The sequence below is a fragment of the Providencia sp. NPDC089933 genome (assembly GCF_049545585.1).
GTDB classification, from domain to species: domain Bacteria; phylum Pseudomonadota; class Gammaproteobacteria; order Enterobacterales; family Enterobacteriaceae; genus Providencia; species Providencia huashanensis.
On the sequence record NZ_JBMWDT010000003.1, the window covers coordinates 1 to 14,699 of the forward strand.

Genomic DNA, 14,699 nt, shown 5'->3' on the forward strand with positions numbered 1-14,699 from the left:
AGTCACTCTTCAAGACTTAAAATCAAATATTTTTTGATAGTGTCCTGTGAGTGCCCACACAGATTGTCTGATAAATTGTTAAAGAGCGTTGCGACTAAATCTGTTTGATTTTCGACTTCGAGGTCGTTGTCGCGAGGAGCCGTATAATACGCTTTCCTCTGTGAGAGTCAAGCAATTTTTTGTTTTTTCTTTTCAGAATCTCTCGCTGCCGTTTCAGTGTTCATCGCGCTTTGCGTTGTCTTGTTCCCGGTCAGTGGTGGCGCATTATAGGGAGTCAGAAAAATCTGGCAAGTGTTTTTTGAAAAAAAAACCTCAAGTGATTATATTTTATACTTTACGCCCAATTCTCAAGCAAAAAACGCGGTTTTATACGTAATTTGATATAAAAAAGGTGGCTAATATTAGCCACCTTTTGATTCTATAATAATATCAATTACTGCTTAGCAACTATCTCGTCATTTTCTACATCTAAAATGACAGGTTTACCCGGTAATAACCTACCTGACAAAATTTCTTGTGCCAGAGGGTTTTCAATTTCTTGTTGAATAGCACGTTTCAATGGCCTTGCACCGAAGATTGGGTCAAAACCTGCCTCACCAATTTTCTCAAGTGCAGCTGGAGTCGCTGTCACTTCATAGCCGTGTTCTTCAAGACGTTTATATAAACGAGCTAACTGAATATTAGCAATATTCGTAATTTGCTCTTTACCTAATGGATGGAATACAACCACTTCGTCAATACGGTTAATAAACTCAGGTCTGAAACTATGGGATACCACTTCCATTACCATATCTTTCATTTCTGAATAACCGATCATGCCAAACCTTTCTTGGATTAAGTCAGAACCCAAGTTAGATGTCATGATAATTACCGTATTACGGAAGTCTACCGTTCTACCTTGACCATCAGTTAAACGCCCATCATCCAGTACTTGCAATAAAATATTGAAGACATCTGGATGCGCTTTTTCAACTTCATCCAATAAAATAACAGAATATGGACGACGTCTAACGGCTTCAGTTAAATAGCCACCTTCCTCGTAACCGACATAACCTGGAGGCGCACCCACTAAACGCGATACCGCATGTTTTTCCATAAATTCAGACATATCGATACGCACCATTGCGTCATCGCTATCAAACATAAAGTTCGCCAGCGCCTTACACAGCTCAGTTTTACCGACCCCTGTAGGCCCTAAGAACATAAATGAACCTATAGGTCTATTTGGATCAGATAAACCTGCGCGACTACGACGAATCGCATTAGATACAGCAACAACCGCTTCATCTTGACCAATAACACGTTGATGTAATTGCTGCTCCATACGTAACAGTTTTTCCCGTTCACTTTCAAGCATTCTTGATACAGGTATCCCAGTCCAACGCGCTAAAATTTCAGCAATTTCAACGTCAGTGACTTTGTTACGTAAAAGCTTCATGCTTTTATTTTCCGCTTTCGTTGCGGCTTCAAGTTGTTTTTCAAGCTCTGGAATGCGGCCATATTGCAATTCAGACATTTTAGCTAAATCGCCCATTCGGCGTGCTTTTTCCATCTCTATACGTGTATTCTCTAGTTCAGCTTTTATATGCTGTGTACCAGTAAGAGATGCTTTTTCTGCTTTCCATTCTTCTTCTAACGCAGAATACTCACGTTCTTTCTCTGTTAGTTCTTCCTCTAACATTTCAAGACGTTTTTTACTTGCGTCATCAGATTCTTTTTTCAGAGCTTGCTGCTCGAGTTTAAGCTGAATAATCCGACGTTCTAGTCTATCTAAGGATTCAGGTTTTGAATCCATCTGCATACGCAAACTTGCACCAGCCTCGTCAATTAAATCAATAGCTTTGTCTGGCAGCATACGATCGGTAATATACCGATGGGATAATGTTGCCGCTGCGACAATTGCTGGGTCAGTAATTTGTACATGGTGATGTAGCTCATAGCGCTCTTTCAAACCACGTAAAATCGCAATAGTGTCTTCAACTGACGGTTCTGCGACATAGACTTTTTGGAAACGGCGTTCCAACGCAGGGTCTTTTTCAATATATTGGCGATATTCATCTAACGTTGTCGCACCAACACAGTGTAATTCACCGCGAGCTAGCGCAGGTTTTAACATGTTGCCGGCATCCATTGCACCGTCAGCTTTACCAGCACCAACCATGGTGTGTAATTCATCAATAAATAGAATGACATTACCTTCTTGCTTTGCAAGGTCATTCAAAACGCCTTTTAAACGTTCTTCAAATTCACCACGGTATTTAGCGCCAGCAATTAGTGCGCCCATATCGAGTGAAAGTACACGTTTGTTTTTTAACCCTTCAGGAATTTCACCATTAACAATACGCTGAGCTAAACCTTCAACAATCGCAGTTTTACCAACACCGGGTTCACCAATAAGCACTGGGTTATTTTTAGTACGGCGCTGCAACACTTGGATCGTACGACGAATTTCTTCATCACGACCAATCACAGGGTCTAATTTACCTTGTTCTGCTCGCTCGGTTAAATCGACAGTATATTTTTTCAAAGCTTGGCGCTGGTCTTCAGCGCTTTGGTCATTCACTTTTTCTCCACCACGCATCTGTTCTATTGCCTTTATTAAGTTATCTTTATTAACACCTGCTGCTTTGAGCATGTCTGCTAATGTTGTATTGGCTTCTAAAGCGGCGATAAGAAATAATTCTGAGGAGATAAATTCATCCCCATGCTTCTGTGCCAATTGGTCACATAAATTCAAATGACGCATTAAGTCACTTGATGGTTGAACATCCCCCGCAACACCTTGCACCTGAGGCAAACGTTCCAATGCATCTTCAATCTTTTGCTTAAACTGCACAGCATTAACGCCTAGCGTTGTCAGTAAAGGACGAACAGTGCCACCGTCTTGATTAAACAAGGCACTTAATAGATGAATTGGTTCGATAAATTGGTTTTCGCGCCCAAGGGCTAATGATTGGGCGTCAGCGAGAGCTTGCTGGAATTTATTAGTTAAACGGTCCAGACGCATAACACCTCCGATAAATGAGATTAAATTTGCTACTGGTTACTAAATGAGGTCTATTTTTAACTATTCAAGTTTTGCATGGGATTATTTTTATTATATTTGTTAATTTAGATTATAACTCTAAAATTAGTTGGATACCCATATTAGAGAGGCCATTCTGCCCGTTTTTCCTTCACGTCTATAGGAAAAAAATCTGTTTTCATCCGTTACTGTACAAAAATCACCACCATAAATGGCATTAATTCCCATCGTACTCAGTTTTTTACGTGCTAATAAATAGATATCGGCTAAATATTTTCCATTATGGGGAGTAAAAGCTGAGGCCAAATCAGACGATTGATTAACAAATGCGTCTTTCACTTCGCCGCCAACTTCAAATTTCTCAGCTCCGATCGCAGGCCCTAACCATGCCATAATTTCATTTGTTGGGCTGACAAATTGGCTCACCGTATTCTCAAGTACACCATTGCATAAACCTCGCCAACCCGCGTGTGCCGCTGCGACTTCACTACCTGCCATATTACAAAAAAGCACGGGTAAACAGTCTGCGGTCATGATTGCACAAACCTGACCTTTTTGATTGGTATATACCGCATCAGCTTGTTTATTCTTGATTTTACTGCCATCAAGATGAAGCACGCGGGTACCGTGTACTTGCTCAAGCCACACCGGTTGTTGCGGTAATTGAGCAAGTTTAACTAAACGTTGGCGATTTTCACTGACGGCCTCAAAGCGATCCTCAACGTGATCACCTAAATTTAAGCTATCAAAAGGTGGTAGGCTCACACCACCAGCACGGGTCGTACTACAGCTTGATACACTTTTAGGCTGTGGCCAGTCAGGGAAAATCAATATGCTCATTACCAGTCCATATCGTCTTTGTGAAGTTCAGTATCTGCCTTTAAGGCATCAATAAGCTTAACCATATCATCCGGTAACGGTGCATGCCACTCCATTTGAATACCTGAAATTGGGTGATACAGGCGCAACATAGTCGCATGCAGCGCTTGCCTATCAAAGCTACGCATGACTTCGAAGAACTCTTCTGTTGCGCCTTTTAATGGACGCGGACGACCGCCATATAAAGGATCTCCAATTAAAGGATGATTAATATGAGCCATATGGACACGGATTTGGTGAGTTCGACCTGTTTCCAAACGTAAACGTAAACGAGTATGAGCTCTAAAATGCTCCATCACACGGTAATGTGTCACCGCAGGTTTCCCCATTGGATGAACAGCCATGTGGGTTCTTTTGGTTGGATGGCGTGAGATTGGCTCTTCCACCATGCCACCAGCAGTCATGCGGCCTACCGCTACGGCTTCATATTCACGCGTAATTTCTCTGCGTTGTAACGCTTCAACTAAATGAGTTTGCGCAGGAACCGTTTTTGCAACAACCATCAAGCCAGTCGTGTCTTTATCTAAACGGTGGACGATACCCGCTCTTGGTACATCGGCAATTTCAGGGTAACGATACAATAATGCGTTAAGGATCGTCCCATCTGGGTTGCCAGCGCCAGGATGAACAACTAAATTACGTGGTTTATTAATAATTAGGATATCTTCATCTTCATAAATAACATTAAGTGGGATATCTTGAGGCTCCCAGCGATTATCTTCTTCGATAAGGGCATCGATTAAAATTTGTTCGCTACCAAAAACTTTTTCTTTTGGCTTATTGATAACTTTGCCATTAACCTGCACTCTATCAGCTAAAATCCATTCTTTTATGCGTGAACGAGAATAATCAGGGAACAATTCGGCTAAAGCCTGATCTAAACGTTGACCAAGCTGTGATTCAGCGATAGTTGCACTAAGTTGTACTTGTTGAGCCATAAATTAATCTACTTTTTTGGTGTTTGTATTTTGACGGCACAGCCGTTTCATTTAAAATATATGCTATTGTAACTCGAATTTTGCCGGGAGCCTTATGGATAGTCTCCCTCGAAACACTCAGAGGATAACCTACACGTGATGATACGTATGAAAAATCTGGTGGCCGCTGCCACGTTAAGTCTGGTCTTAGTCGGCTGCTCCAGTAACAATGAAGTCAGTCCTGATAGCTCCCCAGCTGAAATTTATAGTACGGGTCAGCAAAAATTACAGGACGGCAACTTTAAAGCTGCTATCAAACAATTTGAAGCACTCGATAACCGTTATCCATTTGGTCCATATGCTCAGCAGGTCCAATTAGACCTCATTTACGCATATTATAAATCAGCAGAGCTGCCAATGGCGATAGCTGCGATTGACCGTTTCATGCGTTTGAACCCAACTCACCCAAATATTGACTACGTCCTTTACATGCGTGGTCTTACTGCTATGGCATTAGATGATAGTTTACTGCAAGGGCTCTTTGGTATCGACCGCTCAGATAGAGATCCACAACATGCACGCGTTGCATTTAAGGACTTTAGCCAATTAGTTCGCTACTATCCTAACAGTTTATACTCAAATGATGCGAGTAAGCGTTTAGTCTACTTAAAAGACCGCTTAGCGAAATTCGACCTTTCCGTGGTTGAATACTACAACAAACGCGGGGCTTATGTCGCGGTTGTTAACCGTGTCCAACAGATGCTAAAAGATTACCCAGACACAGAAGCAACACGTAATGCCTTGGCATACATGGAAATTGCTTATAAAGAAATGGGGTTAAATCAAGAAGCGACTAAGGTTGCGAATATTATTGCAGCAAACCCACAATAATATAACCGAGTAATCTTAAACAGCAGCCTTGGCTGCTGTTTTTCTTTGTTTGCTATTTTGAGACTAACAATACTTTCATTGGCTTAATTTTAACCCAAAAAAAGTTCCGACTATTTGCCGTATCGATAGCCAACTTGACCAGTTTGTCTTAATCTACTCATTTTGGCAATGCTTTTTCACCCCTTTTATACGTGAAATCACACTTCAAATGTACCGACTCCCTCCCCTGAATTAGATGTGATCTATATCAATTTTTTATTAGAGATAATAGGTATTCTGGACTCATCAAAGACGGAAACAATGAGAGGTAACTATATGATAGTGAACATTACTAGCAAACAAATGGATATTACCCCAGCAATTCGCGAGCACATTGAGAACCGTCTAACAAAACTTGATAAGTGGCAAGTCTCACTCATTAACACTCACGTAGTGTTATCAAAAGAGCCACAAGGTTTCATGGTTGATGCAAACATAAAAACAGCGACAGGTAAACTGGTCGCAAGCGCCAAACATGAAGATATGTACGTTGCAATTAATGAACTAATTAACAAACTCGAAAGACAACTTAATAAAGTGCAACATAAAGGAGAATCAAGAAGAGCCAACAATAGTGTAAAAGAAGCGAACCTCGTTACGTTATAATTTTATATTATCTATCAACTTATCTTGAACCTTGTAAACGCGCCTACTATAGGCGCGTTTTTTTGTGTTCTTAACCTTTTTTATTGACATCTTATTAAGTATCGGGTCTATTTAATACAGGTCTAATAATAGGTGTTGCAGATGAATCTTAATTTTGTCTTTTTTTTCTTCTTTTTTAGTGACTCTTAAATAAGGGGCTTTTGTCGTTCGAGAAAAAAAGAAGACAAGATTAGAAAGCCCCCAGCTAGGGGGCTTTTTTATATCATGATATTTACAGGGTGGGCAGAATGGATAACAGTAATAATCTACTGAAAGTAAGAGAGAAAATCAGCCAATTGGATAGTGAATTACTTGGCCTTTTGGCAAAACGTCGTGGTTATGCCGTTGAAGTGGCAGAAACAAAGATTGATGATAACCGCCCCATTCGAGATAAAGATCGCGAACGCCAACTCCTTGATGTTTTGATTAATAAAGGCAAACCCCTTGGACTAGACGGGTTTTATATTACTCGTCTATTTCAGATGATTATCGAGGACTCGGTTCTCACACAACAAGCCATTTTACAAAAACATTTAAATCTAACGCCAAGTGATACGGCTAGGTTTGCTTTTTTAGGCCCTAAAGGTTCTTACTCACACATCGCCGCTCGTCAATACTCTGCACGCCATTTTGATCAACTAGTTGAATGTAGTTGTCATAAATTCCAAGATATATTTTCATTGGTTGAAAGTGGGCAAGCTGAATACGGTATTTTACCGATAGAAAACACCAGTTCCGGTGCAATTAATGATGTTTACGATTTACTGCAGAATACAACATTATCAATTGTTGGCGAAATTCGACTACCAATTAACCATTGCCTTTTAACAACGGGCAATACTGATTTAAGCTTAATTGATACGGTGTATAGTCATCCGCAACCATTCCAACAATGTAGTCAATATTTAGCACAATACCCCCACTGGAAGATTAAATATTGCGACAGCACATCCACTGCGATGCAAATGGTAGCAGAACAAAATTTACCTAACGTCGCGGCGCTAGGCAGTGAAGCTGGGGGGGCTTTATATAATTTAAGTGTAATAGAGCATAGCCTTGCCAATCAACAGATAAATATGACCCGTTTTATTGTAGTCGCTCCACAACCGATTGAAGTAACAGAACAAGTTCCTGCTAAAACCACGTTATTAATGACTACAGGTCAACAAGCAGGTGCTTTAGTTGATGCACTGGTTATTCTAAAAAACAATCAGATAATAATGAGTAAATTAGAATCTCGCCCAATTAACGGTAAACCTTGGGAAGAGATGTTTTACGTTGATGTGCACGCTAATTTGCGTTCAGAAAATATGCAACAAGCTTTAAAAGAGCTATCAGCAATTACACGCTCAATAAAAGTATTGGGTTGTTACCCATCAGAGAATGTTGTCCCCGTTGAGCCAGAAAAGATCACACCTTAATTGTCTATATCAAAATACGTTGGCTGCACAGGTAGTTGTGCAGCCTTATCATCAGATTTGCAACGATTCTATTGTACTAATTAATAGCTTTTATTTTAAAGTAATTCACTAGTTCTTTTAAGTGGAATGCCTGCTCATTTAATGAGTCTGCTGCCACAACAGATTCCTCTACCAAGCTAGCGTTTTGCTGCGTTGTTAAATCAAGTTGCCCGACAGCACTATTAATCTGTGCAATCCCATCACTTTGTTCTCGGCTCGCTTGGCCAATTTCTCGTAGTAATGTGTTCATCTCTTTTACACTGTCAATCATTCCATAAATTTGATCAGTGGCTTTTTCAACTAAATCCATACCGTCTTGAGTTTGGGATGAAGAATTTTCAATAAGCTCGCGAATGTCACTAGCTGATGCCGCACTTTTTTGAGCTAGCAGCCTGACTTCGCCAGCGACGACAGCAAAACCACGGCCGTGCTCCCCTGCTCTAGCGGCTTCAACTGAGGCGTTTAATGCCAAAATATTTGTCTGAAATGCAATTGAATCAATCAGATTAATAATTTCTGTCATTTGTAACGATGATGTATTGATAGCCCGCATTTTATTAGTTACTTGACTCATCATATCACCATTGTTTTGTACTATGATTGCGGCTTGATCAGCCAACATACTTGCTTCGTGAGTATGCTCTGTTGTATTTTGGACTGTTGAAGTAATTTGTTCCATTGAGCTCGCGGTTTCTTCAACAGATGCAGCTTGCTCTTCTGTACGAGACGCTAAATTTTGGTTTCCTGCAACAATTTGCCCTGCCGCAGCCGAAATACTCTCCGAACCTTGTTGAACTTCTTGGACAATTTCTAACAAACGCCCCTTCATGTCGTTAAGTGCTTGCAGCAGCACACCAGTTTCATCTTTTGAGGTTACTTGCATATCTTTAGTTAAATCGCCGCTTGCTATGGCTTGAGCAAAATGGACTGCATTTTCTAGAGGGCGAGTAATAATGGTAGTAATAAACCAACCAACTACACAGCCAATCCCAATACTGAAGAGCGACAATACCGCAAGCAGTATCTTATTACTTTCATAGTCAGCATTCACATTACGACCGATCTCTTGCATTTGTAGGTCTTGAATAGCCATTAGCGTCTGAATTTGCTCACGGTATTCGCGTTGAATACTAGAGGTTTTTGTCATCATTTCATCAATTGCAGCTTGGCGATTATTTTGCTGCAAGAATGTATTCATACGGGCTTGTGATGCATGGAATTGCTGACGAATTCCCCGTAGATCGGCCAATATTTCTTTAGAACGATCATCCGTTACACTACTTTCCAGTTTTTCCAGTAACTCCGTTATCTTAAGTGTAATTTTAGAGAGTTCTTCACGACGTTTATCGCTACCTCTATCATCAAGCAAAATAAGCTCTTGTATCCCAATAAAAGAATAAAAGTTATCCATCATTTGCCCTGCGGTCGATGCAATTGGATAGCTTTCATAAAGCACCTGCTTCATTCCTTCGTTTGCACGGTTCATGTTTGCCAAAGAAAATATTGAGCTCAAGATAATAAGCGCAACAAACCCGCCAAATGCTATCGTTAACTTCATACTGATTTTGAGATTCTTAAAAGACATATGTTTACCACACTAGCCATCATTTAATGATTAGTGTTATCGGTAAAGCCAGCCAAACCTTTATCATTTAAATCGATCGATTTATAAATATCAATTTTAAAAATTGATTAATTTAGAATTAAATAGTGGATAACTTGCTTTTTGAGCAGCTAAGGATATTATTCGAGAGAAACTACAGAAGTAAGTACAATTACTTATTTTAAATAAATAATCAGAATTAGATTGTCTAAAATTAGTATTTGTAAGGCATAACAATGCATTCGCAGAAGAAATAAAGCCTCCTACCGCAAGAAATACGATAGAAGGCGAGGAATGATTATTTACGGTTATCGTTCGCTCTTTGCAATAACGACTGACTTTCTTTCATAAAATGGTGGGCATCTTCACCAAACCATTCACTAACATGATTAAATTGGCGAATAAATTCCGCTTTATCTTTGCTTTCAAGTAAGTCAATTGAGTTTCCTAACAACTGATGGTAACGACGGATCAACTCAACATTTTCTTCAGAAGACATAATGATATCTGCGTATAGCTGCGGGTCTTGCGCGAATAACCGCCCAACCATCGCTAATTCTAAGCGATAAATAGGTGACGATAATTCAAGCAATTGCTGCAAGTCGATATTTTCTTTCGCTAAATTTTGCCCATACGTAAAGGTCGTAAAATGACGTAACGCTTGGATAAAGCTCATGTTTTTATCGTGTTCTTTTGCCGAAATTTCTTTCAGTCTAGCTCCCCAAACTAATAGCTGCTCAAGGAACCATTGATAAGATCCAGCACCACGGCCATGACAATAGGCAAAGACCTGCTTTGCAACACTACCAATATCAGGACCAAACATTGGGTGAAGCCCCAATACTGGCCCATCATGAGCCGCTAACATAGCGTCTAGTGGTTGCTGCTTAATAGAAGCGATATCCACTAAGATTGTGTCTTTGTCTAGTTTGGGTAATTTGTTGATCACTTGAACCGTCAAATGAATAGGTACACTCACCATTACTATACTAGCGCCCGCGACAATCGACTCGGCCTTAGACCAATCATTTTCAGTTAATGACTTAACTTGATAGCCCGATAAAGTGAGGAGACGATGAAATAACCGCCCCATTTTTCCATCGCCACCGACAATGACTATCGGCCCTGCTGATGGGTTCAATGTTTTGAACCCTTTATCATTTTCACGAGCATAGGACTCACGCATGACCCGCCGAAGAATATCCTCGATAAGATCAGGAGGGACCCCCATTCGCTCAGCTTCAGCACGACGAGCAGCTAACATGCTTGATTCACGTTCAGGCACGTATATTGGTAACCCATGTAAGCTTTTTACCTCACCGACCTCAGCAACCAATTGCAGCCTTTTTGCCAATAAATCTAATAACGATTTATCAACCTCATCAATTTTTTCCCGTAAATGGGATAATTCAGCAGACATACCAATACCCTGATCAGCTCACTTTACTCAGTTTTTGTGCGCGTTGTTCTAGCACTGGTAGCAGTGCTTGATGCAAATTGCGCAATACAGTTTCTGTTGTTTGCCAATTAATGCAAGCATCTGTCACAGAGACGCCGTATTTCATCATATCACGTGCTTGTTCAGACGTTTGATTACCTTCATTAATATGGCTTTCTAACATAATACCTGTAATTGACTCATTACCATTAACAATTTGTTCAATAATTGAATCAACAACCTGTGGCTGACGGCGGTAGTCTTTATTCGAGTTGCCATGGCTACAATCCACCATTAACGATGGTGCTAAGCCCGCTTTTTTCATTTCAACTTCACAAGCTGCAATATCTTCAGCTTCATAGTTAGGCTTTTTACCGCCACGTAATATAACATGGCCATTACTATTACCTTTTGTGTGTAATAAACACACTTGACCAGATTGGTTAATCCCCATAAAACGGTGAGGCATAGCAGCAGCTTTTAATGCATTGATTGCCGTAGATAAACTACCATCAGTTCCGTTTTTGAAGCCAACAGGCATAGATAAACCAGATGCCATTTCACGGTGAGTCTGAGATTCTGTTGTTCTAGCACCAATTGCAGACCAGCTAAATAAATCCCCTAAGTATTGTGGATTATTAGGGTCTAATGCTTCAGTTGCTAATGGCAGCCCCATATTGACTAAGCTGGTTAATAAATCACGAGCAATATGTAACCCCTTTTCCATTTCAAAAGAACCGTCCATGAATGGGTCACTAATTAAACCTTTCCAACCTACTGTAGTACGAGGTTTTTCAAAGTACACGCGCATCACAATATATAAGCTATCACTTAATTCTTCGGCTAATTTTTTCAGGCGCTCACCATATTCAATAGCGGCATCCACATCATGGATTGAGCAAGGACCACATACCACGAGTAAGCGAGGGTCACGTTGGTGAATGATGTCGGCAATCACTTGGCGCGATGTCGCAATGGCATGCAGGCTGCTGTGACTCAGCGGATATTTCTGTTTCAGACTCTCAGGAGTAATTAATACCTGCTCATCTTGAATATTCACATTGTTGAGTACATCTTTTTGCATGATCATTTTTTACCTACTTATTAGCTTATATTTGTTTATTGTGATTAAGTGCGTGTTAATAACATACCATGCATCGTAAACAATTCAATCCATTTGTGTAAAATATTTCCATATATGTAAACAATAATTTACACACATTCAATTTATTGATAATTATATTAATTTACATAAAATTAACATTTATAGTATTTAAATCAGAGTTCAATACCAATTTTTAGTAAATATTTATTTACAGATTAAGAGATTAATCTCTCAGCTATATTCTAAATAGTTCGAAGTGTAGCAAGGCGGCAAAGGAATGAGGCACTAGGAGCATACACAAGTATGTGACTAGTGCGAATGAGTGCTGCCAACACAGCTACAACTTGAAATATGACGAATATAGGTATGTGACCTGTGTGGCTGAGCGCTGCCAACACAGCTAGGACTTAAGATAAACTCTCTCAGCTATATTCTAAATAGTTCGAGGTGTAGCAAGGCGGCAAAGGAATGAGGCGCTAGGAGCATACACAAGTATGTGACTAGTGCGAATGAGTGCTGCCAACACAGCTACAACTTGAAATATGACGAATATAGTGACAAATATAAAAAGGCCCGCATCTGCGGGCCTCTCTCATAACATAACTTTCGGATGTAGCGAAAGCGTATTACTTGGCGTTCAGACGCTCTTTGATACGAGCTGCCTTACCAGAACGCTCACGCAGGTAGTACAGTTTAGATCTGCGAACAGCACCACGACGTTTAACAGCAATGCTATCTACGACTGGAGAGTGAGTTTGGAATACACGCTCAACACCTTCGCCGTTAGAAATTTTACGAACAGTGAATGCAGAGTGCAGACCGCGGTTACGAATAGCGATAACCACGCCCTCGAATGCCTGCAGACGTTTTTTAGAGCCTTCAACGACCCATACCTTAACTTCCACGGTGTCACCCTGACGGAACGAAGGTACGTCCTGCTTCATTTGCTCGTCTTCAAGTTGTTTAATAATATTGCTCATAATAACTCTCTTACCCTAGGTAAACTGATATGTTTAGACAATTAATTGTCTGGATTCATTTGTTGCTCGGACTGATATTCATTTTGGAATTCAGTCAGCAACATCCTCTGCTCGTCAGTCAGAGCTAGGCTTTCCAGAAGCTCAGGTCTTCTAAGCCAGGTACGACCAAGTGATTGTTTCATGCGCCAACTATCTATTTTGGCATGATTCCCTGAAAGCAGTACCTCAGGAACTTGCATGCCATCTAACACTTCAGGGCGGGTATAATGTGGACAATCTAACAAGCCATCAGCAAAAGAATCTTCTTGTGCAGAAGCTTGATGACCAAGTACCCCCGGAATAAACCGCGAGACTGAGTCTATCAACACCATAGCAGGGAGTTCCCCACCACTGAGAACGTAATCACCAATTGACCATTCTTCGTCAACTTCGGTTTGAATAATACGCTCATCAATACCTTCATAGCGACCACAAACAAGAATTAGCTTCTCATTGGTTGCTAGTTCGCAAACGCCGTCTTGACTTAATTTGCGCCCTTGAGGTGAAAGATAAATAACCTTTGCACCAACACCGGCCTCAGTTCTTGCTGTGTTGATTGCATCCTTTAAAGGTTGAACCATCATCAGCATACCTGGACCACCTCCATAGGGGCGATCATCGACTGTTTTATGCCTATCATGGGTAAAATCCCTAGGATTCCAGCACTCAACAGTCAGCAGGCCATTTTTCACTGCCCGACCAGTTACCCCGTACTCGGTTATTGCGCGGAACATTTCGGGAAACAGGCTAATTACACCAATCCACATAATTTAGTCCCACTTATCAAAACCGTTCAACCGGAGATTTAAAAACCAGGATCCCAATCCACTTCAATAAGTTTGGCATCGAGATCGACTTTCTTGATAACCTGCCCATCAAGAAACGGAACTAACCGCTCCTTGATGCCAAATGCATCTTTTAAATTCGCCTTAATAACTAGTACATCATTTGAACCAGTTTCCATCATGTCAGTAACAATACCAAGGCCATACCCTTGTAACGTAACAACTTGGCAACCCATAAGGTCTTTCCAGTAGTATTCGTTTTCTAACTCAGGAAGTTGGGTTGAATTCACCGCAATTTCAAAATTAGTCAAGAGTGCTGCTGCGTCGCGGTCATCGACCCCACCCAGCTTAACAATGATATCCTTGTTATGATGTTTCCAATCTTCAATTTCAATGTGTTGCCATTGACCTGAACGTTGGATAAACCAAGGCTGATAATCAAAAATACTTTCAGCATGTTCGGTGGACGAAAAAACTTTGAGCCAACCGCGAATACCGTATGCTGCACCTAATTTGCCCAATACAATTGGGTTTTCAGGTGGCAGTAACTTAGTTTGCTTGCTCATTGTTACCACCGTGACAGATTAAGCTACTTTCTTAGCTTGTTTGACCAGTTGTGCAACACGGTCAGAAATAGTTGCGCCTAAGCCAACCCAATGCTCAACACGGTCCAGATCTAAACGCAGTTCTTCTGCTTGACCTGCTGCGATCGGGTTGAAGAAACCGATACGCTCAATGAAACGACCGTCACGCGCATTGCGGCTATCGGTTACAACGATTTGGTAGAACGGACGTTTTTTAGCGCCGCCACGAGATAAACGAATTGTTACCATAACATCCTCATTAGTTAACAAAACAACCAGACTCCATCGAGGGATAGAGTCCGGCTGTCA

At 40.8% G+C, this 14,699-nt stretch carries 13 protein-coding genes and 1 other annotated feature; of the genes, 3 read left to right on the forward strand and 10 right to left on the reverse strand.

Annotated elements, in window-relative coordinates:
• Positions 1 to 433 precede the first annotated feature (433 nt).
• From clpB to rluD, 3 genes are all read right to left on the reverse strand, one after another.
• The gene (gene clpB / locus ACPEH5_RS05510) at positions 434 to 3,007 is read right to left on the reverse strand and encodes an ATP-dependent chaperone ClpB (protein WP_042848669.1); all 2,574 of its coding nucleotides are present in this window, start codon (positions 3,005 to 3,007) and stop codon (positions 434 to 436) included.
• A 123-nt stretch (positions 3,008 to 3,130) separates the two neighbouring features.
• Entirely contained in the window at positions 3,131 to 3,865 is a 735-nt protein-coding gene (yfiH, locus tag ACPEH5_RS05515) for a purine nucleoside phosphorylase YfiH (RefSeq protein WP_042848670.1), read from the reverse strand.
• Positions 3,865 to 4,842 carry a 23S rRNA pseudouridine(1911/1915/1917) synthase RluD gene (gene rluD / locus ACPEH5_RS05520; RefSeq protein ID WP_042848671.1) on the reverse strand — a complete coding sequence of 326 codons (978 nt, stop codon included), beginning with the start codon at positions 4,840 to 4,842 and terminating at the stop codon, positions 3,865 to 3,867. Before rluD ends, yfiH begins: the two co-directional genes overlap by 1 nt.
• A 138-nt stretch (positions 4,843 to 4,980) precedes the next feature.
• Between rluD and bamD the strand changes: the two genes are divergently transcribed.
• From bamD to pheA, 3 genes are all read left to right on the forward strand, one after another.
• Positions 4,981 to 5,712, forward strand: coding sequence for an outer membrane protein assembly factor BamD (gene bamD, locus ACPEH5_RS05525; RefSeq protein WP_042848672.1), 732 nt, complete (start codon positions 4,981 to 4,983; stop codon positions 5,710 to 5,712).
• Between the two features lie 315 nt (positions 5,713 to 6,027).
• The gene (gene raiA / locus ACPEH5_RS05530; RefSeq protein WP_042848673.1) at positions 6,028 to 6,357 is read left to right on the forward strand and encodes a ribosome-associated translation inhibitor RaiA; all 330 of its coding nucleotides are present in this window, start codon (positions 6,028 to 6,030) and stop codon (positions 6,355 to 6,357) included.
• Positions 6,358 to 6,497: 140 nt separating this feature from the next.
• Positions 6,498 to 6,619, forward strand: a sequence feature (Phe leader region).
• 25 nt (positions 6,620 to 6,644) lie between these two features.
• Positions 6,645 to 7,817 (forward strand): bifunctional chorismate mutase/prephenate dehydratase, encoded by a 1,173-nt coding sequence (gene pheA / locus ACPEH5_RS05535; protein WP_042848674.1) that lies wholly within the window; start codon positions 6,645 to 6,647, stop codon positions 7,815 to 7,817.
• A gap of 76 nt (positions 7,818 to 7,893) precedes the next feature.
• On the opposite strand, the gene ACPEH5_RS05540 is transcribed toward pheA, so the two are convergent.
• The 7 genes from ACPEH5_RS05540 to rpsP all read right to left on the reverse strand — a co-directional run bounded on the left by ACPEH5_RS05540 (position 7,894) and on the right by rpsP (position 14,639).
• Positions 7,894 to 9,441: a methyl-accepting chemotaxis protein gene (locus tag ACPEH5_RS05540; protein WP_129466806.1), complete on the reverse strand. Its 1,548-nt coding sequence runs from the start codon at positions 9,439 to 9,441 to the stop codon at positions 7,894 to 7,896.
• Positions 9,442 to 9,757: 316 nt separating this feature from the next.
• Positions 9,758 to 10,879: a bifunctional chorismate mutase/prephenate dehydrogenase gene (gene tyrA, locus ACPEH5_RS05545; protein WP_042848676.1), complete on the reverse strand. Its 1,122-nt coding sequence runs from the start codon at positions 10,877 to 10,879 to the stop codon at positions 9,758 to 9,760.
• A 13-nt stretch (positions 10,880 to 10,892) separates the two neighbouring features.
• The gene (locus ACPEH5_RS05550; protein WP_042848677.1) at positions 10,893 to 11,987 is read right to left on the reverse strand and encodes a 3-deoxy-7-phosphoheptulonate synthase; all 1,095 of its coding nucleotides are present in this window, start codon (positions 11,985 to 11,987) and stop codon (positions 10,893 to 10,895) included.
• A 641-nt stretch (positions 11,988 to 12,628) separates the two neighbouring features.
• Positions 12,629 to 12,982, reverse strand: a complete 354-nt coding sequence (gene rplS, locus ACPEH5_RS05555) for a 50S ribosomal protein L19 (RefSeq protein ID WP_042848679.1) — start codon at positions 12,980 to 12,982, stop codon at positions 12,629 to 12,631.
• Between the two features lie 41 nt (positions 12,983 to 13,023).
• The gene (gene trmD, locus ACPEH5_RS05560; RefSeq protein ID WP_042848680.1) at positions 13,024 to 13,788 is read right to left on the reverse strand and encodes a tRNA (guanosine(37)-N1)-methyltransferase TrmD; all 765 of its coding nucleotides are present in this window, start codon (positions 13,786 to 13,788) and stop codon (positions 13,024 to 13,026) included.
• A 38-nt stretch (positions 13,789 to 13,826) separates the two neighbouring features.
• A complete protein-coding gene (gene rimM, locus ACPEH5_RS05565) occupies positions 13,827 to 14,372 on the reverse strand; it encodes a ribosome maturation factor RimM (RefSeq protein WP_042848681.1) in 546 nt (181 codons plus the stop codon).
• 18 nt (positions 14,373 to 14,390) lie between these two features.
• Positions 14,391 to 14,639, reverse strand: coding sequence for a 30S ribosomal protein S16 (gene rpsP, locus ACPEH5_RS05570; RefSeq protein ID WP_042848682.1), 249 nt, complete (start codon positions 14,637 to 14,639; stop codon positions 14,391 to 14,393).
• Between the last annotated feature and the right edge of the window lie 60 nt (positions 14,640 to 14,699).

Excerpts from the sequence above, each read along its gene's own strand:
- ACPEH5_RS05540 (WP_129466806.1), bottom strand. The coding sequence starts at position 9,441 with ATGTCTTTTAAGAATCTCAAAATCAGTATGAAGTTAACGATAGCATTT.
- rpsP (WP_042848682.1), bottom strand. The coding sequence starts at position 14,639 with ATGGTAACAATTCGTTTATCTCGTGGCGGCGCTAAAAAACGTCCGTTC.
- rplS (WP_042848679.1), bottom strand. The coding sequence starts at position 12,982 with ATGAGCAATATTATTAAACAACTTGAAGACGAGCAAATGAAGCAGGAC.
- clpB (WP_042848669.1), bottom strand. The coding sequence starts at position 3,007 with ATGCGTCTGGACCGTTTAACTAATAAATTCCAGCAAGCTCTCGCTGAC.
- pheA (WP_042848674.1), top strand. The coding sequence starts at position 6,645 with ATGGATAACAGTAATAATCTACTGAAAGTAAGAGAGAAAATCAGCCAA.
- raiA (WP_042848673.1), top strand. The coding sequence starts at position 6,028 with ATGATAGTGAACATTACTAGCAAACAAATGGATATTACCCCAGCAATT.
- bamD (WP_042848672.1), top strand. The coding sequence starts at position 4,981 with ATGATACGTATGAAAAATCTGGTGGCCGCTGCCACGTTAAGTCTGGTC.
- yfiH (WP_042848670.1), bottom strand. The coding sequence starts at position 3,865 with ATGAGCATATTGATTTTCCCTGACTGGCCACAGCCTAAAAGTGTATCA.
- trmD (WP_042848680.1), bottom strand. The coding sequence starts at position 13,788 with ATGTGGATTGGTGTAATTAGCCTGTTTCCCGAAATGTTCCGCGCAATA.
- ACPEH5_RS05550 (WP_042848677.1), bottom strand. The coding sequence starts at position 11,987 with ATGATCATGCAAAAAGATGTACTCAACAATGTGAATATTCAAGATGAG.
- rimM (WP_042848681.1), bottom strand. The coding sequence starts at position 14,372 with ATGAGCAAGCAAACTAAGTTACTGCCACCTGAAAACCCAATTGTATTG.
- tyrA (WP_042848676.1), bottom strand. The coding sequence starts at position 10,879 with ATGTCTGCTGAATTATCCCATTTACGGGAAAAAATTGATGAGGTTGAT.
- rluD (WP_042848671.1), bottom strand. The coding sequence starts at position 4,842 with ATGGCTCAACAAGTACAACTTAGTGCAACTATCGCTGAATCACAGCTT.